Genomic DNA, 16,943 nt, shown 5'->3' with positions numbered 1-16,943 from the left:
CGGCGGGTCGCATCGGCTCGGCGCTCGGCGGCTCGGTGCCGTCGGCTTCGCGGGCTTGGGCTTTCACCGGCGCGGGCCTGGGCGCGGAGGGCTGCGGACTGAGGCGCGGATGCCGGGGTTGCGGGCGGCTCTCACCACTCCGTGGTGACGACGGCGCGCACGCCTCGGCGGGACGAAGACGTCGCCGGAGTCCGGTGCCTACCCGGCCACCGGTCGGCGACCGGCGGGGACGAGGAGGCGCACGATGGGCTTCGCGGTGACGGCGGCCTGGTACATGGCGTCCTCCTGGGGATGTGGATTGCTGCCACGGATGGCGACAGCCCCCCAGACTATCCCTGTGAATTCGCTGAACGCAACACCCGGTTCAGGCGGACTCGTGCACCAGGAGCGCCCGCTTGATGTGAAGACCCCACGCGAACCCCCCGAGACTGCCGTCCGCGCGCAGCACGCGATGGCAGGGGACGAAGAGGGCCGGCGCGTTGCGGGCGCAGATCGACGCGGCGGCGCGCACGGCCGCCGGCTGACCCATCGCCGCGGCGAAGGCGGTGTACGTCAGCGGCTGTCCGGGCTCGATGCGGCGCAGGGCATCCCAGCCCGCCCGCTGCAGCGCCGTGCCCTGCTGCACGACGGTCACCCGGTCGATCGCGTGCAGGTCGCCGGCGTAGTAGGCCAGGACGGCCCCCGCGGCATCCGTCGCCCCCTCTCGCACCGTCTCCGGGCGCAGCGCGGGGTGGATACGGGCCATCATCGCCTCGGCATCGGCGGTCCAGCCCGAAGAGAGCACGCGGCCTTCGCTGTCGGCGACGATCGTGAAGGGGCCGTCGGCGGTGTCGACGGTCTCGATGAGGGCGGTCATGCGGTGACTCCTTCGGAGGCGAGGGCGGGGGCGGGTGCGGGTGCGGGGGCGCTCTGCGCGGCGCTCTGCGCGGCGGGCGGCCCGGCGGGCGGCCCGGCGGGCGGTCGCAGGGCGGCGCGCCAGAGGTGGGCGGTCAGGTACGTGCGCCAGGGCGCGGCGCGCGCGGACCATGCGACGAGACCCACCGGGTCGGCGGGGATGCCGAGGGCCGCGGCGCCCGTGCGAGCCGCGACATCGCCGGGAAGCAGCACGTCGGGGTCGCCGGTCACGCGCATGCGGACGTAGTCGGCCGTCCACGGCCCGACCCCGGGGAGAGCCAGGAGGCGTGCGCGCTGGTCGGCGGCGTCATCGCCGGGCGACAGGGTCAGCTCGCCCGACGCCATCAGTCCTGCCGCACCGGTCAGGGCGCGGATGCGGGCGGCCGGCCCGCGCAGCACGTCGGCGCCGTGCTCGGCGATGGCCGCCATCGTCGGGAACAGCCGGTCGGTCCCCTCGTGGGCGGGGACCCGCTCCCCCAGCGCGTCGGTCAATCGCACGAGCGCGGTGCGGGCGGCCGCCACCGAGATCTGCTGCCCGACCATCGCGCGGATGAGCATCTCGTGGGGGTCGGCGGCGCCGGGCACCCGCATGCCCGGCGTCGCGGCGAGCGAGGCGCGCAGCTCGGGGTGGTGCCCGAGCGCCTCGTCGACGGCGACGGGGTCGGCATCCAGATCGAACAACCGCCGCGCCCGCGCGACCAGCGCCGTCAGGTCCCCCAACCGGGTGAGTCGGGCGTCGAGGCGCACGCGGTCGGGGCCCGCCGCGCGCAGCCGGAACCAGGCCGGTCCGCCCGGGAGCGCGATGGTGCGCGCGAACGACGTCGCCGTCGCCGTCTCGACGCCGGCGATGGCGCGGGCGGACATCCAGGCGAAGAGCCCGTCGACGTCGAACGGCGGGCGCACGGGGAGGACGAGGTCGATGGCGCCGGCGTCGGGGTCGGGGCGGGTGCCGGGGCGGGTGCCGGGGCGAGTGGCGGGGCGGCGGGCGCGCAGCTGCTGCGGCGGCATCCCGAAGACCTCGCGCACGGTGTCGTTGAACTGCCGGACGCTGGCGAAGCCCGCCGAGAAGGCGACGTCCGAGATCGGCAGGTCGGTGCCGACGAGCAGCATGCGGGCGGTGTGCGCGCGGTGCGCGCGGGCGAGCGCCAGCGGGCCGGCGCCGAGTTCGGCGGTGAGCAGGCGCGAGAGGTGCCGGCTGGAGTATCCGAGGCGTGCGGCGAGGCCCGGTACGCCCTCGCGCTCGACGACGCCGTCGGCGATGAGGCGCATGGCGCGGCCTGCGGTGTCGCCACGCAGGTCCCACGCCGGGGACCCCGGTGCGGCCTCGGGCAGGCACCGCTTGCAGGCCCGGTAGCCCGCCTCGTGGGCGGCGGCGCTGGTGTCGAAGAACTCGACGTTTCCGGGCTTGGGCGTGCGTGCCGGGCAGCTGGGGCGGCAGTAGATGCCGGTCGTGCGCACCGCGGTGACGAACTGGCCGTCGAAGCGCGCGTCGCGCGCGTGGATGGCGCTGTACCGCTCGTCGAATCCGGGCATGCTCCCAGCCTGCCACCCCCGCGCCCCGCCCACTCGCGGAAATCGGACACCACCGTCGGTCGCCGAGTGAGTATTCGGCGCGCCGAGTGAGTATTGGAGGCGCCGAGTGAGTATTCGGCGCGAATGCTCACTCGCGAGCGCGAATACTCACTCGCGAGCGGTGAGCGGTGCGATGAGAGACGCGGGGCGCTAGCGTGCGGGCATGAGCGAACGCGAGTACGACGTCGTGGTCATCGGAGCGGGTGCTGTCGGGGAGAACGTCGCCGATCGCGCGGTCCAGGGCGGGATGACCACGGTCATCGTCGAAGAGGAGCTCGTCGGCGGCGAGTGCTCGTACTGGGCGTGCATGCCGTCCAAGGCGCTGCTGCGCGCGCCGTCCGCCCTGCGCGCGGCACGCGACGTCGCCGGGGCGCGCGAAGCGGTGACCGGCGACCTCGACGTCGCCGCCGTGCTCCGCCGACGCGATGGCATCACCCACGACTGGTCGGACGAGGGACAGGTGCAGTGGCTCGACGGCGCCGGCATCGAGCTGGTGCGCGGTCACGCCCGCCTCACCGGCATCCGCCGTCTCGAGATCACCTCCGCCGACGGCACCCGCACCGCGCTCGTCGCCCGGCACGCGATCGTGATCGCGACCGGGTCCGCCGCGCTCCTTCCCGACGTCCCCGGGCTCGCCGACGTCCAGCCGTGGACGAGCAGGGATGCCACGAGCGCCGAAGCCGTCCCGGATTCTCTGGCGATCATCGGCGGCGGAGTCGTCGCCGCCGAGATGGCGACCGCGTACGCCGCTTTCGGCGCCACGGTCACCCTCATCGTGCGCTCGCGCCTGCTCGGGTCGATGGAGCCGTTCGCCGCCGACCTTGTCGCCGCCTCGCTCGCCGACGCGGGCGTTGACATCCGCACCGGCGTGGAGGTTGTTCGGGCCGAGCGGGAGCGGGGTGCGGATGCCGTGCTCCACCTGTCCGACGGGTCGCGGATCGCCGCGGCCGAGGTGCTCGTGGCCACCGGGCGCACGCCCCGCACCGCCGACCTGGGCGTCGATGCGGTGGGACTCGCGCCCGGCGAGTGGCTCGACGTCGACGACACGATGCTCGTGCGCGGCACCGACTGGCTCTACGCCGTAGGCGACGTCAACGGCCGGTCGCTGCTGACCCACCAGGGCAAGTACCAGGCGCGCGCCGCCGGGGACGTGATCGCCGCCCGAGCCCGCGGTCGCGGCGTGCAGGACCGGCCGTGGGGCGCGCACGTGGCCACCGCGGATCACGCCGCCGTGCCGCAGGTCACCTTCACCGATCCCGAGGTGGCGTCGATCGGCCTCACGGCGAAGGCCGCGGCCGACGCCGGGCTGCGCACCCGCGTGCTCGACTACGACCTGGCATCCGTCGCAGGCGCCTCTGTGTACGCCGACGACTACCGGGGCCGGGCGCGCGCCGTCGTCGACGAGGACCGCGGGGTCCTGGTCGGCGCGACGTTCGTCGGCCCCGATGTCGCCGAGCTGCTGCACGCCGCGACCATCGCCGTGGTCGGCGAGGTGCCGCTGGAGCGGCTCTGGCACGCGGTGCCCGCGTACCCGACGGTCAGCGAGGTGTGGCTCCGCTGGCTCGAGGCCTACGGGCGACCCACGCCCTGACCAGACCGGCACGACGAATACTCACTCGGCACCACGAATACTCACTCGGGGTCAGTGGAAGAAGTGACGCTCCCCGGTGAAGTACATCGTGGCGCCGGCGGCGCGCACCGCGTCGATGACCTCCGCGTCACGCACCGACCCGCCGGGCTGGATGATCGTGCGCACGCCGGCATCCAGCAGCACCTGCACGCCGTCCGCGAAGGGGAAGAACGCATCGGATGCCGCGACCGACCCGGCCGCACGGTCTCCGGCCCGCTCCACCGCGAGTCGGCACGAGTCGACGCGGTTGACCTGCCCCATGCCGATGCCGACAGTGGCCGAGGCCTTCGCCAGCACGATGGCGTTGGACTTCACCGCACGGCACGTCTTCCACGCGAACGACAGGTTCATCAGGTCCTCGTCGGCGGGACGCTCGCCGGTCACGAGCTCCCAGCCGTCCACGAGCGACTCGATCTTGTCGGGGAAGCGGTCGGCGTCCTGCAGCAGCAGGCCACCCGACACCAGGCGCACGTCCATCGGCTCCTGACGCCAGTCGGCGGGGAGCTTCAGCACGCGCAGGTTCTTCTTGAGTCGGAACACCTCCAGCGCCTCGGGCTCGAAGTCCGGCGCGACGATCACCTCGGTGAAGATGTCGCGCAGGTTCTCGGCCATCTTCAGCGTCACCGTGCGGTTCGCGGCGATGACGCCGCCGAAGGCCGACACCGGGTCGCACTCGTGTGCGCGCAGGTGCGCCGACGCGATGGGGTCCAGCGCCTGCGGGGCGGCCACGGCGATGCCGCACGGGTTGGCGTGCTTGATGATCGCGACGGCCGGCTTGATGAGGTCGAAGGCCGCGCGCAGGGCGGCATCCGAGTCGACGTAGTTGTTGTACGACATCTCCTTGCCCTGCAGCTGCGTGGCCTGGGCGATGCCGTGTCCGCCGGTCGTCGTGTAGATGGCGGCGCGCTGGTGCGAGTTCTCTCCGTAACGGAGGGTCGACAGGCGCTCGGCCTTGATGGTCAGGTGCGCGGGCAGGTCGCCCTCGGCGAGGGTCTGCTCCGCGAACCACGTCGACACCGCGGTGTCGTAGGCGGCCGTGTGCGAGAACGCGCGGGCCGCGAGCTCCCGGCGCTGCACGAGCGAGGTGCCGCCGGCGGCGATCGCCTCGATGACGGCCGGGTAGGACTCCGGAGAGACGACGACGGCGACGTTGGCGAAGTTCTTGGCGCTCGCCCGCACCATCGCCGGTCCCCCGATGTCGATCTGCTCGACGACGTCCTCGGACGACGCACCGGAGGCCACCGTCTCGACGAACGGGTAGAGGTTCACCACGACGAGCTCGAAGGGCGCGATGCCGAGATCGGCGAGCTGCCGCTCGTGGTCCTCGAGGCGCAGGTCCGCCAGAAGACCCGCGTGCACGCCCGGGTGCAGGGTCTTCACACGGCCGCCCAGCGATTCCGGGAATCCCGTGACCGCTGCCACGTCGGTCACGGCGAAGCCGGCGTCGCGGACGGTGGCCGCCGTCGAGCCGGTCGAGACGATCTCGACGCCCGCATCCGCCAGGGCGCGGGCGAGCACCAGCAGGTCGGTCTTGTCGCTCACCGAGACGAGGGCCCGGCGCACCGGGACGATGTCGCGGGGACGGTACAGGGACGGGTCGTGGCTCGGGCCGGCCATGGAGAACTCCTCCGGGTCAGTGTGCGGATGCCGCGGTGAGATCCAGCTCACCGACGGCGATACGGCGGACGACGTCGATCAGCAGGCGCCGCTCGACGGGCTTGATGCGCTCATGCAGGGTGTGCTCGTCGTCTCCGGGCAGCACCGGCACGCGCTCCTGCGCGAGGACCGGGCCGGAGTCGACACCGTTGTCGACGACGATGACGCTCGCCCCGGTGCGGGTGGCGCCGGCAGCGAGGGCGTCGCGCACGCCGTGCGCGCCGGGGAACTCGGGGAGGTAGGCCGGGTGGGTGTTGATGATGCGCGGCGACCAGGCTTCGACGACGGCGGCGGGCAGCAGCTTCATCAGGCCGCTCAGCACGACGAGGTCCGGCTGCCAGACCTGCAGCTGCTCCTGCAGCTCGGCTCCCCACGCATCGCGCTCGGCGGCGCCTCGCCAGGGGACGACGAAGCTCGGGATGCCGAACTCCTCGGCGTGCGCGAGGCCGGAGGCGTCCCGGTCGGCGCCGACGACGACCACCCGGGCCGGGAAGGCGGGATCGTTCGCGGCTTCGAGGAGGGCCCGGAGGTTCGATCCGGCACCCGAGATGAGGACGGCGACCGTGAGCACGCGGTCAGTCTACCGGCGGGCGCGGTGCGACCTCGGCCGCGCCCTCCGTGCCCGCCGTGGCGACGTCCGCAGTGGCGGCCGCAGCCGGCTCGGCGGCATCCGGCTCCCCGCGACCGCGCGGCGAGAGCAGCAGGATGGCCGCCCCGATCGCGGACTCGATCCCGACGGTGAGGGCGAGCGGGCCGGGTGCCGGCCCCACCGAGGCGAGGGTCCCCGGGCCGATGGAGCCCGAGGCGACCGCGGCGAGGAGCGCCGCTCCCGCTCCGGCGAGCACGGCGATGCCGAGCGTCACGACGATGCGCGCCCCCATCGGCTCCGGCCCCGCGGCGCCGGCACGGTCGCGCACGAGCTGCGACCGGGCCACCCACCCGGCCAGCGCACCGGCACCCACCGGCAGCAGCGCCAGCAGCAGCAGCCACGGCGAAGAGGACTCGGGAAGCGCGCCGAGCACCGGGATGCCGGGGAGAAGCCCCACCTGGGTGCCCACCGGCGACACGACGGTGTCGACACCGACCGCGAAGCCCGGTCCCGCGATGAAGGCGATCGCCCACACCACGAAGGTCGGGAGATAGGCCAGGTGGCCCACGGTGAACACCGAGGCGCCGAGGGCGTCGACCTGCGCGGACTGGAAGAGGGCGATGATCTGCGACCCCCGCAGCAGCACGGCGACGGCCAGCAGCAGGGCGCCGGCACCGATGAGGGCGGTCAGCACGATCGCGGTCCCTCGGGCGATGAGACCCGGGACGTCGGGCCACGCCCCACCTCGGCGGTCGAGCACGACGCGCACGGCATCGACGACACCGTCATCGCCGTTCTGCCAGGCGACCGCCAGCGCACCTCCCAGCGCCGGCACCGTATACACGAGGGCCGGCAGCACCACGGCCTGCCACGGCTCGACCCCGGCGATGTCGTTGCCGGTCGTGGCGAGCACCGCCGCTGCTGCGGCCACGACGACGACGGCGCCGGAGAGCACCCCCACGACCCAGGCGCCGGCGGTGGCGGCGCGCGCACCGGAACGGAAGGCGAAGATCGCCGTGAACATCGTCAGCGCGAGCGGCGCCAGCGAGATGGCGAACGACGCCGCGGCCGGGTCGATGCCCAGGGGAACCGTGAACTCCTCCGGCAGGCTGATGGCCAGCGGCACGAGATGGCCGAGCTGCCAGATGCGCCCCGCAGCCGGCCACAGACCCGCCCACGAAGCGTCGGCTCCGAAGCCGAAGATCCACAGCAGCGTCAGCGGCGCGAGCGCGGCGACGAGACCGACGGCGACGGCGAGGACGGCGTCGAAGGCGGCGAGGAGGGCGACGAGAAGGCGATTCATGCGCTGTCGACCCTACCTGCGGCGGCTCTGTGGCCCGCGCGGACGCCGGGCGCGTCACGCGTGTCAGAACTCACAGCGAATCGCAATACATTTGGGGTATGACCTCCACCCGACCGGGCGCGAAGCCGCCCGCCTCCACGCCTGCCATCGCGACGGGCGCACTCGACCGCTTCTTCTCGATCACCGAACGTGGGTCCACGGTCGGCACGGAGGTGCGCGGCGGTCTCGTCACCTTCGTGACGATGGCCTACATCGTGATCCTCAACCCGATCATCCTGTCGACGGCCGACGTCGACGGCACGGTGCTCTCCCCCGGCGCGGTCGCGGCGAGCACCGCCCTCACCGCCGGATTCATGACGATCCTCTTCGGCATCGTCACCCGGCTGCCGTTCGCGTTCGCCGCGGGGCTGGGCATCAACGCCTTCCTGGCGTTCTCGGTCGTCGGGCAGGTGACGTGGGGCGAGGCGATGGCCCTCACCATCATCAACGGCCTCATCATCGTGCTGCTGGCGGCGACCGGGCTGCGCAAGATGATCTTCGACGCCGTCCCGGTGCAGCTCAAGCTGGCGATCACCGTCGGCATCGGCCTCTTCATCGCGTTCATCGGCTTCGTGAACGCCGGCTTCGTGCGCGTCGGCGAGGGCACGCCCCTCGAGCTCGGCACCGCCGGCTCGATCGCCTCGATCGACACGCTGCTGTTCGTGGTGACCCTGCTCATCGGCGGCATCCTCATCGCGCTGAAGGTGAAGGGCGCCATCCTCATCGCCCTCGTCGGCGGCACGATCCTCGCCGCGATCGTCAACATCTTCACGCCCCTCGCCGACTTCGGCCTCTCGGGCGGTCTGTTCGCCCTGCCCGACCTCAGCCTCGTCGGCGCCGTGGACTTCGGCTTCGACTTCGCCAAGGTGGGCTTCGTCACGCTGCTGATGTTCGTGTTCACGCTCGTGTTCACCAACTTCTTCGACGCCATGGGCACCATGACGGGCCTGGCGAAGGAGGCCGACCTCGCCGACGCGAAGGGGGACTTCCCCCGCATCAAGTCCGCGCTCGTCGTCGAGGGCGTCGGTGCGGTCGTGGGTGGCGCGACCTCGTCGTCGTCGGCCACCGTGTTCGTCGAGTCGGGCTCCGGCATCGGCGAGGGTGCCCGCACGGGGCTCGCGAACGTGGTCACCGGCGTGCTGTTCCTGCTCGCGATGTTCGTGACGCCCGTCACCGGCCTCGTCCCCGGCTTCATCGCCGCCGCTGCGCTCGTGCTCGTCGGCGCGATGATGCTCGCCCAGATCAAGCACATCGACTTCTCGGAGTTCAACGTGCTGCTGCCGGTGTTCCTCACGGCGACCGTCATGCCGCTGACCTACTCGATCGCCAACGGCATCGGTGCGGGCTTCGTCAGCTGGGTCGTCGTCAACGCGCTGTCGGGCCGGGCGCGCAAGGTGCACTGGCTGCTGTGGGTGGTCGCCCTCGGCTTCGTGGTGTACTTCGCCCGCGGCCCCATCGAGGCGCTGCTGGCCTGACCGGTTTCGAGGGCTGAGCCGGCGCGCCGCGCCGCTCAGTCCTCGACCGGCTCCAGCACGAACACCGCGATGCGCCGGTCGGTCTTCTCCTGATAGGCGTCGTAGTCGGGCCACACCGCGGCCGCCCGACGCCACCACTGCGCGTATTCGTCGCCGTCGAGCTCGCGCGCAAGGTACTCACGCCGCACGGCCCCGTCCTGCAGCGCCACCCGCGGGTTCTTCCGCACGTTCCAGTACCATGCGGGCGGTTCCGGGGCGCCACCCTTGGATGCCACCACCGCGTACCGACCGTCGTGCTCGACCCGCATCAGCGCGGTCTTGCGCAGTCCCCCGCTCTTGGCTCCGACCGTGGTCAGCACGATGATGGGGACCCCCCGCAGGGTATTCGCCTCGCGGCCGTCCGACGCCTCGTACTGCTCGGCCTGCGTGCGCGCCCACTCCGATGTGCTCGGCAGATACTCACCATTCAACGACATCCCCTCACGCTAGCGTCAATGGGGAGTTCGCCCCATCGGCCACCCGCCGTCTTCGCTCCTAGAGTGAGAGCCGCACGCCACCCGAAGGAGCACTGATGTCCCTGCCCGACCAGATCGGCCCCATCCCGGGGGACCCGGGCACCATCTCGTCACGTGCCGGTCGCTTCACCGCGACCGCCGACGCGATCCTCGAGGCCGTCGCCGGCCTGCGCGCGGCGATCGCCGACACCTCCAACCACGAGAGCAAGGCGCTGGACCAGCTGGCCGAGAACGCCGGCGAGACGGCGACGCGGCTGGAGTCCCTCGAGGGCCGCTACCGCGAGGCGGGTGAGGCTCTCAGCTCCTTCGCGACGGTCCTCGAAAGCGCTCAGCGCGAGGCCGAGACCGTCGTGCGCGCCCACGCGGAGGCCGCGGATGCGGAGCAGCGCTACGACCGGGAGATCTCCCGCTACCGCGAGGAGCGCCAGCGCACGACGGACCCCATGGTCGCCGTCGACCTCAACCAGCACCTGATGCTGCTCGCGCAGCGCCAGGGCGCGCAGTCCTCCGCCGCCGCCGACGCGCAGGCGCGCTTCACCCAGATCGTGCAGCGCGTGCGCACCGCCGGCGTGGATGCCGCCGCCCGCATGCGCGACGCGATGGACGGCGACGGGTTCAACGACGGGATGTGGGACAACTTCTCGGGCTGGGTGGCCGAGAACGCCGAGATCCTCAAGGCCATCCACAGCGTGCTGCGCATCGTCACCTCGGTGCTGTCCGTGCTGAGCTTCTTCATCCCCGTGCTGGCGCCCTTCGCCATCGCCGCGGCCGCGCTGACGGCGGGCCTGAGTCTCGTGCTCGCCGCGACCGGCCAGATGTCGTGGGTCGACTTCGCGATCGACCTCATCACGGTGGCCACCTTCGGTGTGGCCGCGGTGGCCCTGCGGGCGCTCGGCACCACGATGAACGCCCTCAAGGGGACCCGCGTCGCGCGGCTGGCGGCGCAGGGTCACGGTTCGGCGCTGCGCTCGGTGACCGGCAGCTTCAACGGCGTGCTGCGCGGGCGCAACGGGCTCACCCTCGGCCCCGTGAAGCTGCCCTCGACCGCGTGGGCGCGGGAGGTCTGGGGGGCCAAGGGCATCACCAGCGCCCACTTCCTGCGCGTCGCCCAGCGCGCCCAGGCCGGAGCCGGCGGGCCGCTGGACGACCTGCTGCTGCAGATCGGGCGCAGCCAGATCGCCACGATCAAGAACGCGTTCCTGACGCGCACGATCGCCACCATGCCCGGCACCGTGCAGAGCGTCGCCGCGCCGATCTCCGAGATCCTCGAGGGCCAGCTGCCGGACAACCCCGTCAGCGGCGTGATCGACAGCGCCCTGGGCGGGTGGCAGCACGTCAAGGATGCCGCCACCTGGAAAGTAGGGTCGTAACGTGACAGATCGCGCGACGAAGACATCCTCCGCCGCAGGGCGCCGACCCGCCCCCGCCCGCCGCAGGCAGAGCCGCGGCAAGCGGCCCGCAGAGAAGTCCCCGAGGGTGCGGCTGGCGGGCCGCGTGTTCTTCTGGTCCGCGATGGGCGTCGTCGCCTTCGGCATGCTGCCGCTGGCGATCATCGCGATCATCGGCATCGCGCAGGGCACCGTCCCCTCCGAAGCCGACGGCGGCATCATCGGCTCCGCCCCCGGCTTCCCCCTCTTCCAGCCGCCGTTCTGGCTGCTGTGGCTCCCGGCCCTGGGAATGCTCGCCCTCACGGTCATCACGTGGCCGTTCCCCTCGCGCTTCCCCGCCTACTTCTGGGGCGCGCGGTTCGACATGAGCATCATCAGCCTCGTCGGCCTGCTGACGACGCTGATCGCCGCCGTGGCATACGAGGCGCCCCAGTCGTCGATCGTGTTCGCCGCGGCCGGCGCCTTCTTCGTCGCCATGGTGGTCTTCGGCATCCGGGGTGCGATCGAATACGTCCGCGACATCCGCGAGCTGCGCCGGCCGGTGCGCCGGTGAGCCCGGCATCGACCACCGCCGGCCGGCTCCCCCGGCCCGAGATGATCCTGCCGCCCGGGTGGCAGCTCTTCCCCGTCACCGACGACAACGCCGCCACGGCGCGCGCGGCGTTCGCGGGGGCCTGGGAGAGCGGGCCCCGCGACAGCATCGGCCCGTTCGTGCACGAGCTCGAGCGCACGCTCGCGTCGGCGCTGGATGACGCTCGCGAGACCGGGGCGTTCGCCGCCGCCATGCCCATGGGCATCCCCTGGCAGGTGCCGGTGTCGACGTCCCTCGTGCTCAGCCACGTGGCCGCCCCCGATCCGGAGCTTCCCCCCGGGGGCGAGCGGGTGGACACCGACGCGGGCCCCGCTCGTCGCGGCATCCGCGATGAGCAGCACCCCGGCGACGCCGATCCCGAGTCGGTCGTGCTGCTGCGCAGCATCGACTACATCTGGCGGGTCCCCGGCCATGACGCCTACCTCGTCGCCTACGCGTCGATCTCCGGCCTGCCGGTCGCGGAGTACGCGCCCGTGACCGAGGCGCTGACGACGCTCATGACCACGATGCTCGACGCCCTGACGTGGCCCGCGGCCGGAGGAGAAGCATGACCCTGCACGTCGACTTCGACCGCGACCTGTGGCTGTACGTCCCCGACGCCTGGCCGTGGGAGGGGTTCGCGGGCATCGAGCAGTGGCGGGACGCCCTGGCCGACGCCCTCGCCGGCGCATACGGCTACGACGACGCGATGCGGGAGTGGGTCGCGGCCACCGCCGAGGGCCTCGCCCGCGGCGCCGACGAGCACGAGCACCGGTTCGCGTACTTCTCCCGCCCGCACGAGGCGCTCGGCATCGCGAGCATCTACGAGATGCCCCGCACGGATGCCACCGACGAGCAGATGCTGGGTGTCGCCGACGCCACCGCCGTGCGGCCCGTGCAGCCCAGCGCCTTCGACGACGGCCGGCTGGGCCCGGGGTCCACCGCCACCCGCCACGTCGCCGACGAGCAGGGGGCTCTGACGGCCATCACCCACTGGCTGTGGCGCCTGGACGACCGCGACGTGCTGATGATCGCGGGGGACCCCGACATCGCGCGCTTCGAGGCGCTGCGCGTGGACTACGACGCACTGGCGCGGGCCATCGGGCTCGCACCCGAGGACTGACGAAAGGAACTCGACATGTCGGGACGACTGAGGATCGACATCGACGAGGTGGGGCGCGTGTCGACCAACCTCGCCACGATCGTGCGCCGGCTGGAGTCGGCGCAGGCCGACGCCAGCTCCCTCGCCGGCGCCATCCCGGTCACGGAGCTGGCGAACGCGACCGACGACTTCGCCGGCAAGTGGGACGACAAGCGCCGCCAGCTGATCGAGGAGGTCACGGCCCTCAAGGAGCAGGCCCATGCGGTGGCCGAGGCGTTCACCGAGATCGACTCCCAGCTGGTCGACGCCCTCACCCGCTCCCCCGAGCCCGCGGGCGGCCCCGGTCGCGGCGGACCTCAGGCGGTCTGAGCCGGGCGCACGCGAGACGACGAAACGACGAAGGGTGGATGCCGCGTGGCATCCACCCTTCGTCGTGTGCGTCCGGCGTTACAGCGCGGCGATGATCTCGCGCATCAGCGTGGCGGTCTCGGACGGCGTCTTGCCGACCTTGACCCCGGCGGCCTCGAGGGCCTGCTGCTTGGCCTGCGCGGTGCCCGCCGAGCCCGAGACGATGGCGCCGGCGTGGCCCATGGTCTTGCCCTCGGGGGCGGTGAAGCCCGCGACGTAGCCGACGACGGGCTTGGTGACGTTGGCCTTGATGTACTCGGCCGCGCGCTCTTCGGCGTCGCCGCCGATCTCGCCGATCATGACGATCGCCTTGGTCTCGGGGTCGGCCTCGAACGCCGCGAGGGCGTCGATGTGCGTGGTTCCGATGACCGGGTCGCCGCCGATGCCGATGGCGGTCGAGAAGCCCAGGTCGCGCAGCTCGAACATCATCTGGTAGGTCAGGGTGCCCGACTTCGACACGAGTCCGATCGGCCCCTTGCCGGTGATGTTGGCGGGCGTGATGCCCACCAGCGACTCGCCCGGCGTGATGATGCCGGGGCAGTTCGGGCCGATGATGCGCGTGGCGTTGCCCTTGCTCTCGGCGTAGGCCCACGCCTCGGCGGTGTCGCCGACCGGCACGCCCTCGGTGATCACGACGAGAAGGCCGATGCCGGCGTCGATGGCTTCGACCATGGCGTCCTTGGTGAACGCCGGCGGCACGAAGGCGATCGACACGTCGGCGCCGGTCTTCTCCATCGCCTCGGCGACGGAGGCGAAGACGAGGAGCTCGACGGCGTTGCCGTCCTTGTCGGTGTGCGAGACGGTGGTGCCGGCCTTGCGCGCGTTGACACCGCCGACGATGTTCGTGCCCGCCTTCAGCATCAGCGCGGTGTGCTTGGTGCCCTCGCCGCCGGTGATGCCCTGGACGATGACCTTGGAGTCCTTGTTGAGGTAGATCGACATTTCGTTGTCCTTCTTCGTCCGGGGCTCAGGCGTTCGCCAGCTCGGCGGCCTTGTCGGCGCCCTCGTCCATACCGGCGGCGAGGGTCACGAGCGGGTTGTTCGCTGCGGCGAGGATCGCCCGGCCTTCTTCGACCTGGTTGCCGTCGAGGCGCACGACGAGCGGCTTGCTCGCGGCGTCGCCGAGGATCTCGAGGGCCTTGACGATGCCCTCGGCCACCGCGACGCACGACGTGATGCCGCCGAAGACGTTGACGAAGACGCTCTTGACCTGCTCGTCGCCGAGGATGACGTCCAGGCCCGCGGCCATGACGGTGGCGGAGGCGCCGCCGCCGATGTCGAGGAAGTTGGCGGGCTTGACGCCGCCGTGCTTCTCACCGGCGTACGCGACGACGTCGAGGGTCGACATGACCAGGCCCGCGCCGTTGCCGATGATGCCGACCTGACCGTCGAGCTTGACGTAGTTGAGGCCGGCGGCCTTGGCCTTGGCCTCGAGGGGATCGGCGGCGTCCTTGTCCTCGAGCAGCTCGTGCTCGGGGTGGCGCACCTCGGTGGCGTTGTCGTCGAGGGTCACCTTGCCATCGAGGGCGATGATGTCGCCGGCGCCGGTGCGGACGAGCGGGTTGACCTCGACGAGGGTCGCGCCCTCGCCCTTGTAGACGTCGTAGAGCTTGACGAAGACGTCGGCGACCTTCTCGACGAGCTCCTCGGGGAACTTCGCCTCGCGGGCGATCTCGAGGGCCTTGTCCTTGTCGATGCCGGTGAGGGGATTGACCTCCACGCGGGCCAGCGCCTCGGGCTTCTCGACCGCGAGCTGCTCGATCTCCATGCCGCCCTCGACCGAGCAGAGGCTCAGGTAGGAGCGGTTGGAGCGGTCCAGCAGCACCGAGAAGTAGAACTCCTCGGCGATGTCGGCGCCGGCGGCGACCATGACGCGCTTGACGACGTGGCCCTTGATGTCGAGGCCCAGGATGGCCTCGGCAGCGGCGTACGCGTCGTCGGGGGTCTTGGCGACCTTGACGCCGCCGGCCTTGCCGCGGCCGCCGGTCTTGACCTGCGCCTTGACGACGACGAGTCCGCCGATCTTCTCGGCTGCCGCCTTCGCCTCCTCAGGGGTGTCCGCGATGATGCCGGCGAGCACCGGCACCTCGTACTTCTCGAATAGGTCTCGTGCCTGGTACTCGTACAGATCCACGTGCAATCCTTCGCTGGGCGACGGTGGGTTTCGGGGCCGAAAAAGAATCTCGATGTCGAGAGATCGACCGATTCCCCAGCCTACTACCCGCGTCTGCGGACTCTGGCCGCGAGCACCCGGCGCCGCCCGGTCACACGTCGGACCGCTGCGCCAGGCAGGGCAGGTCCGTGCGCGCAGGCCCTTCCAGTCGCGTGCCGTCCGGGGCGAAGCGCGAGGCGTGCAGCGGGCAGTCCCACGTGCGCTCCGCGTCGTTCCACGCCACCACTCCGCCCAGGTGGCTGCACACCGCGCTCACCGCGCGTGTCACCCCGCCGACGGTCGAGATGCCCACCGGGCGCCCGCGCCGCTCGGCGACGACGCCCTCCCCCTCGGCGGGGCGGGGCACCGGCACCGAAGTGCGCTCGGCGCCCACCCAGCCGCGCGCGGCCGCCCCGGCCACCTTGGCGTTCTCCACGATGCCGCGCCCGAGATCGCCGGGCATCGTTAGGCGCGTGCCGATCTGCGCCATCCACTGCGGCAGCTCCTCCCGGGCCTGCCCGCGGATCTCGGCAGCGAGCCGCAGCGCCGCCCACGGGGCGTTCGTGAGGCCCCACTTCGCGTAGCCGGTGGCGAAGCGCACGCGACCGAGCCCTCGGGGCAGCACCCCGACGAAGGGGACGCGGTTGTGCGAGGTGTAGTCCTGCGCCGACCACCGATGCGTGGGCTCGGCGCCGGGGAAGTACTGATGCGTCCACGCGACGAGGTCTTCGACCAGTCGGCGCTCCGAGTCGGCGCGGCCGACGGGGTGCCCGTTGCCGCCGACGATGAGACGCGAACCGTGCTCGGCGACGGGGCGCACCGAGCGGGTGGGGCCGTCGACGGAGAGATAGAGGCCCTCGGGCACGGGGCCGGGGGTGTCGAACGAGACGCAGTACGACCTGCTGCCGGTGACCTTCGCGAAGGTGAGCCCTCGGTCGACGATGGGGATGCCGGTGGCCAGCACCACCTGGCCGGCGGTCATCTCGCCGAGACTCGTGCGCACCTCGGGTCGTGGGAGCACCGACATGCCCATCACGCGCGCCCCGGTGTGCAGGGTCCCGCCCGCGGCGACGAACGCCGCGGCGAGCGCCCGGGTGAGGTCCTCCGGGTCGAGAGCGGTCTGGTCGTCCAGCGCGACGGCACGGGCGACGGGGAAGGGCAGGCCCGCGACCTCGTCGGCCGTGACGATGCGGGTGGGAAGACCGGCCTCGCGGGCGGCGTCATGCTCGGCGTCGACGGTCTCGACGCCGGCGGCGGACTGCGCGTAGGAGTAGGCCGTGTGGGTCGTGCGGGGCACGCCCGCGGCATCCGCGAAGGCGAGGATCCACTCCTGCCCGGCACGGTTCGCCTCGACGTAGGCGTGCACGAGGGACGCCGGATGGTGGGCGCGGATCGTGGAGAGCGTGCTCCCCTGCAGCAGCGACACCTTTCCGGTGTTCGACCCACTCGCTCCGGAGGCGATGTCGCCGGCATCGATCACCGCGACGTCGAAGCCGTCGCGTGCGAGCATCACGCCGGTGCTGAGTCCGGTCAGCCCCGCGCCCACGATCACCACGTCGTGGTGGGCGCCGCGCTCGAAGGGGTGGGTGGGGACGGGGCGGGGGTCCTGCTTCCAGAGAGCGGTCATCGCCCCACTCAAACCCGGACGC

General features: G+C 72.4%; 16 protein-coding genes. 7 read left to right on the top strand and 9 right to left on the bottom strand.

Features of this window, described 5'->3' with window-relative positions; all coding sequences use genetic code 11:
• Positions 1-364: 364 nt before the first annotated feature.
• Positions 365-856 (bottom strand): methylated-DNA--[protein]-cysteine S-methyltransferase, encoded by a 492-nt coding sequence (locus tag QNO14_RS02785; protein ID WP_257506674.1) that lies wholly within the window; start codon positions 854-856, stop codon positions 365-367.
• Entirely contained in the window at positions 853-2,427 is a 1,575-nt protein-coding gene (locus QNO14_RS02780; protein WP_257506673.1) for an AlkA N-terminal domain-containing protein, read from the bottom strand. The genes QNO14_RS02785 and QNO14_RS02780 overlap by 4 nt, the downstream gene beginning before the upstream one ends.
• Positions 2,428-2,629: 202 nt before the next feature.
• On the opposite strand from QNO14_RS02780, the gene QNO14_RS02775 reads away from it, so the two are divergent.
• Complete coding sequence (locus QNO14_RS02775; protein WP_257506672.1) at positions 2,630-4,057, top strand: dihydrolipoyl dehydrogenase family protein; 1,428 nt, start codon at positions 2,630-2,632, stop codon at positions 4,055-4,057.
• A gap of 51 nt (positions 4,058-4,108) precedes the next feature.
• Here QNO14_RS02775 and purH read toward each other — a convergent pair whose 3' ends face one another.
• From purH to QNO14_RS02760, 3 genes are read right to left on the bottom strand one after another with little or no spacing between them, the layout of a single operon-like run.
• On the bottom strand, positions 4,109-5,713 hold the full coding sequence (gene purH, locus QNO14_RS02770; RefSeq protein WP_257494739.1) for a bifunctional phosphoribosylaminoimidazolecarboxamide formyltransferase/IMP cyclohydrolase: 1,605 nt from the start codon (positions 5,711-5,713) through the stop codon (positions 4,109-4,111).
• A gap of 16 nt (positions 5,714-5,729) precedes the next feature.
• Positions 5,730-6,323 carry a phosphoribosylglycinamide formyltransferase gene (gene purN, locus QNO14_RS02765; RefSeq protein ID WP_257494740.1) on the bottom strand — a complete coding sequence of 198 codons (594 nt, stop codon included), beginning with the start codon at positions 6,321-6,323 and terminating at the stop codon, positions 5,730-5,732.
• A gap of 4 nt (positions 6,324-6,327) precedes the next feature.
• Positions 6,328-7,644, bottom strand: a complete 1,317-nt coding sequence (locus QNO14_RS02760; RefSeq protein ID WP_257506671.1) for a cell division protein PerM — start codon at positions 7,642-7,644, stop codon at positions 6,328-6,330.
• A 98-nt stretch (positions 7,645-7,742) separates the two neighbouring features.
• Here QNO14_RS02760 and QNO14_RS02755 point away from each other — a divergent pair, with 98 nt between their 5' ends.
• Complete coding sequence (locus QNO14_RS02755; protein WP_257494742.1) at positions 7,743-9,158, top strand: NCS2 family permease; 1,416 nt, start codon at positions 7,743-7,745, stop codon at positions 9,156-9,158.
• Between the two features lie 35 nt (positions 9,159-9,193).
• Here the strand turns inward: QNO14_RS02755 and QNO14_RS02750 are convergent, their stop codons facing one another.
• Positions 9,194-9,634, bottom strand: a complete 441-nt coding sequence (locus QNO14_RS02750) for a nitroreductase family deazaflavin-dependent oxidoreductase (RefSeq protein WP_257506670.1) — start codon at positions 9,632-9,634, stop codon at positions 9,194-9,196.
• A gap of 95 nt (positions 9,635-9,729) precedes the next feature.
• Between QNO14_RS02750 and QNO14_RS02745 the strand changes: the two genes are divergently transcribed.
• From QNO14_RS02745 to QNO14_RS02725, 5 genes are read left to right on the top strand one after another with little or no spacing between them, the layout of a single operon-like run.
• Positions 9,730-11,043, top strand: a complete 1,314-nt coding sequence (locus QNO14_RS02745; protein ID WP_257494744.1) for a putative T7SS-secreted protein — start codon at positions 9,730-9,732, stop codon at positions 11,041-11,043.
• A 1-nt stretch (position 11,044) separates the two neighbouring features.
• Complete coding sequence (locus QNO14_RS02740; protein WP_257494745.1) at positions 11,045-11,614, top strand: hypothetical protein; 570 nt, start codon at positions 11,045-11,047, stop codon at positions 11,612-11,614.
• Complete coding sequence (locus QNO14_RS02735; protein WP_257506669.1) at positions 11,611-12,204, top strand: hypothetical protein; 594 nt, start codon at positions 11,611-11,613, stop codon at positions 12,202-12,204. The genes QNO14_RS02740 and QNO14_RS02735 overlap by 4 nt, the downstream gene beginning before the upstream one ends.
• On the top strand, positions 12,201-12,755 hold the full coding sequence (locus QNO14_RS02730; RefSeq protein WP_257506668.1) for a hypothetical protein: 555 nt from the start codon (positions 12,201-12,203) through the stop codon (positions 12,753-12,755). The genes QNO14_RS02735 and QNO14_RS02730 overlap by 4 nt, the downstream gene beginning before the upstream one ends.
• A gap of 15 nt (positions 12,756-12,770) precedes the next feature.
• A complete protein-coding gene (locus QNO14_RS02725; protein WP_257494748.1) occupies positions 12,771-13,103 on the top strand; it encodes a hypothetical protein in 333 nt (110 codons plus the stop codon).
• Between the two features lie 78 nt (positions 13,104-13,181).
• On the opposite strand, the gene sucD is transcribed toward QNO14_RS02725, so the two are convergent.
• The 3 genes from sucD to QNO14_RS02710 form a co-directional block, all read right to left on the bottom strand.
• Positions 13,182-14,084: a succinate--CoA ligase subunit alpha gene (gene sucD / locus QNO14_RS02720; protein ID WP_257506667.1), complete on the bottom strand. Its 903-nt coding sequence runs from the start codon at positions 14,082-14,084 to the stop codon at positions 13,182-13,184.
• Positions 14,085-14,109: 25 nt separating this feature from the next.
• Positions 14,110-15,276 carry an ADP-forming succinate--CoA ligase subunit beta gene (gene sucC, locus QNO14_RS02715; protein ID WP_257506666.1) on the bottom strand — a complete coding sequence of 389 codons (1,167 nt, stop codon included), beginning with the start codon at positions 15,274-15,276 and terminating at the stop codon, positions 14,110-14,112.
• Between the two features lie 130 nt (positions 15,277-15,406).
• Positions 15,407-16,921, bottom strand: coding sequence for an FAD-dependent oxidoreductase (locus QNO14_RS02710; protein WP_257506665.1), 1,515 nt, complete (start codon positions 16,919-16,921; stop codon positions 15,407-15,409).
• Positions 16,922-16,943: the final 22 nt, after the last annotated feature.

It is taken from the genome of Microbacterium sp. zg-Y625, from assembly GCF_030246925.1.
GTDB classification, from domain to species: Bacteria; Actinomycetota; Actinomycetes; order Actinomycetales; family Microbacteriaceae; genus Microbacterium; species Microbacterium jiangjiandongii.
The sequence above is the reverse complement of the archived record's forward strand: the minus strand, read 5'-3'. Positions and strand labels throughout refer to the sequence as shown.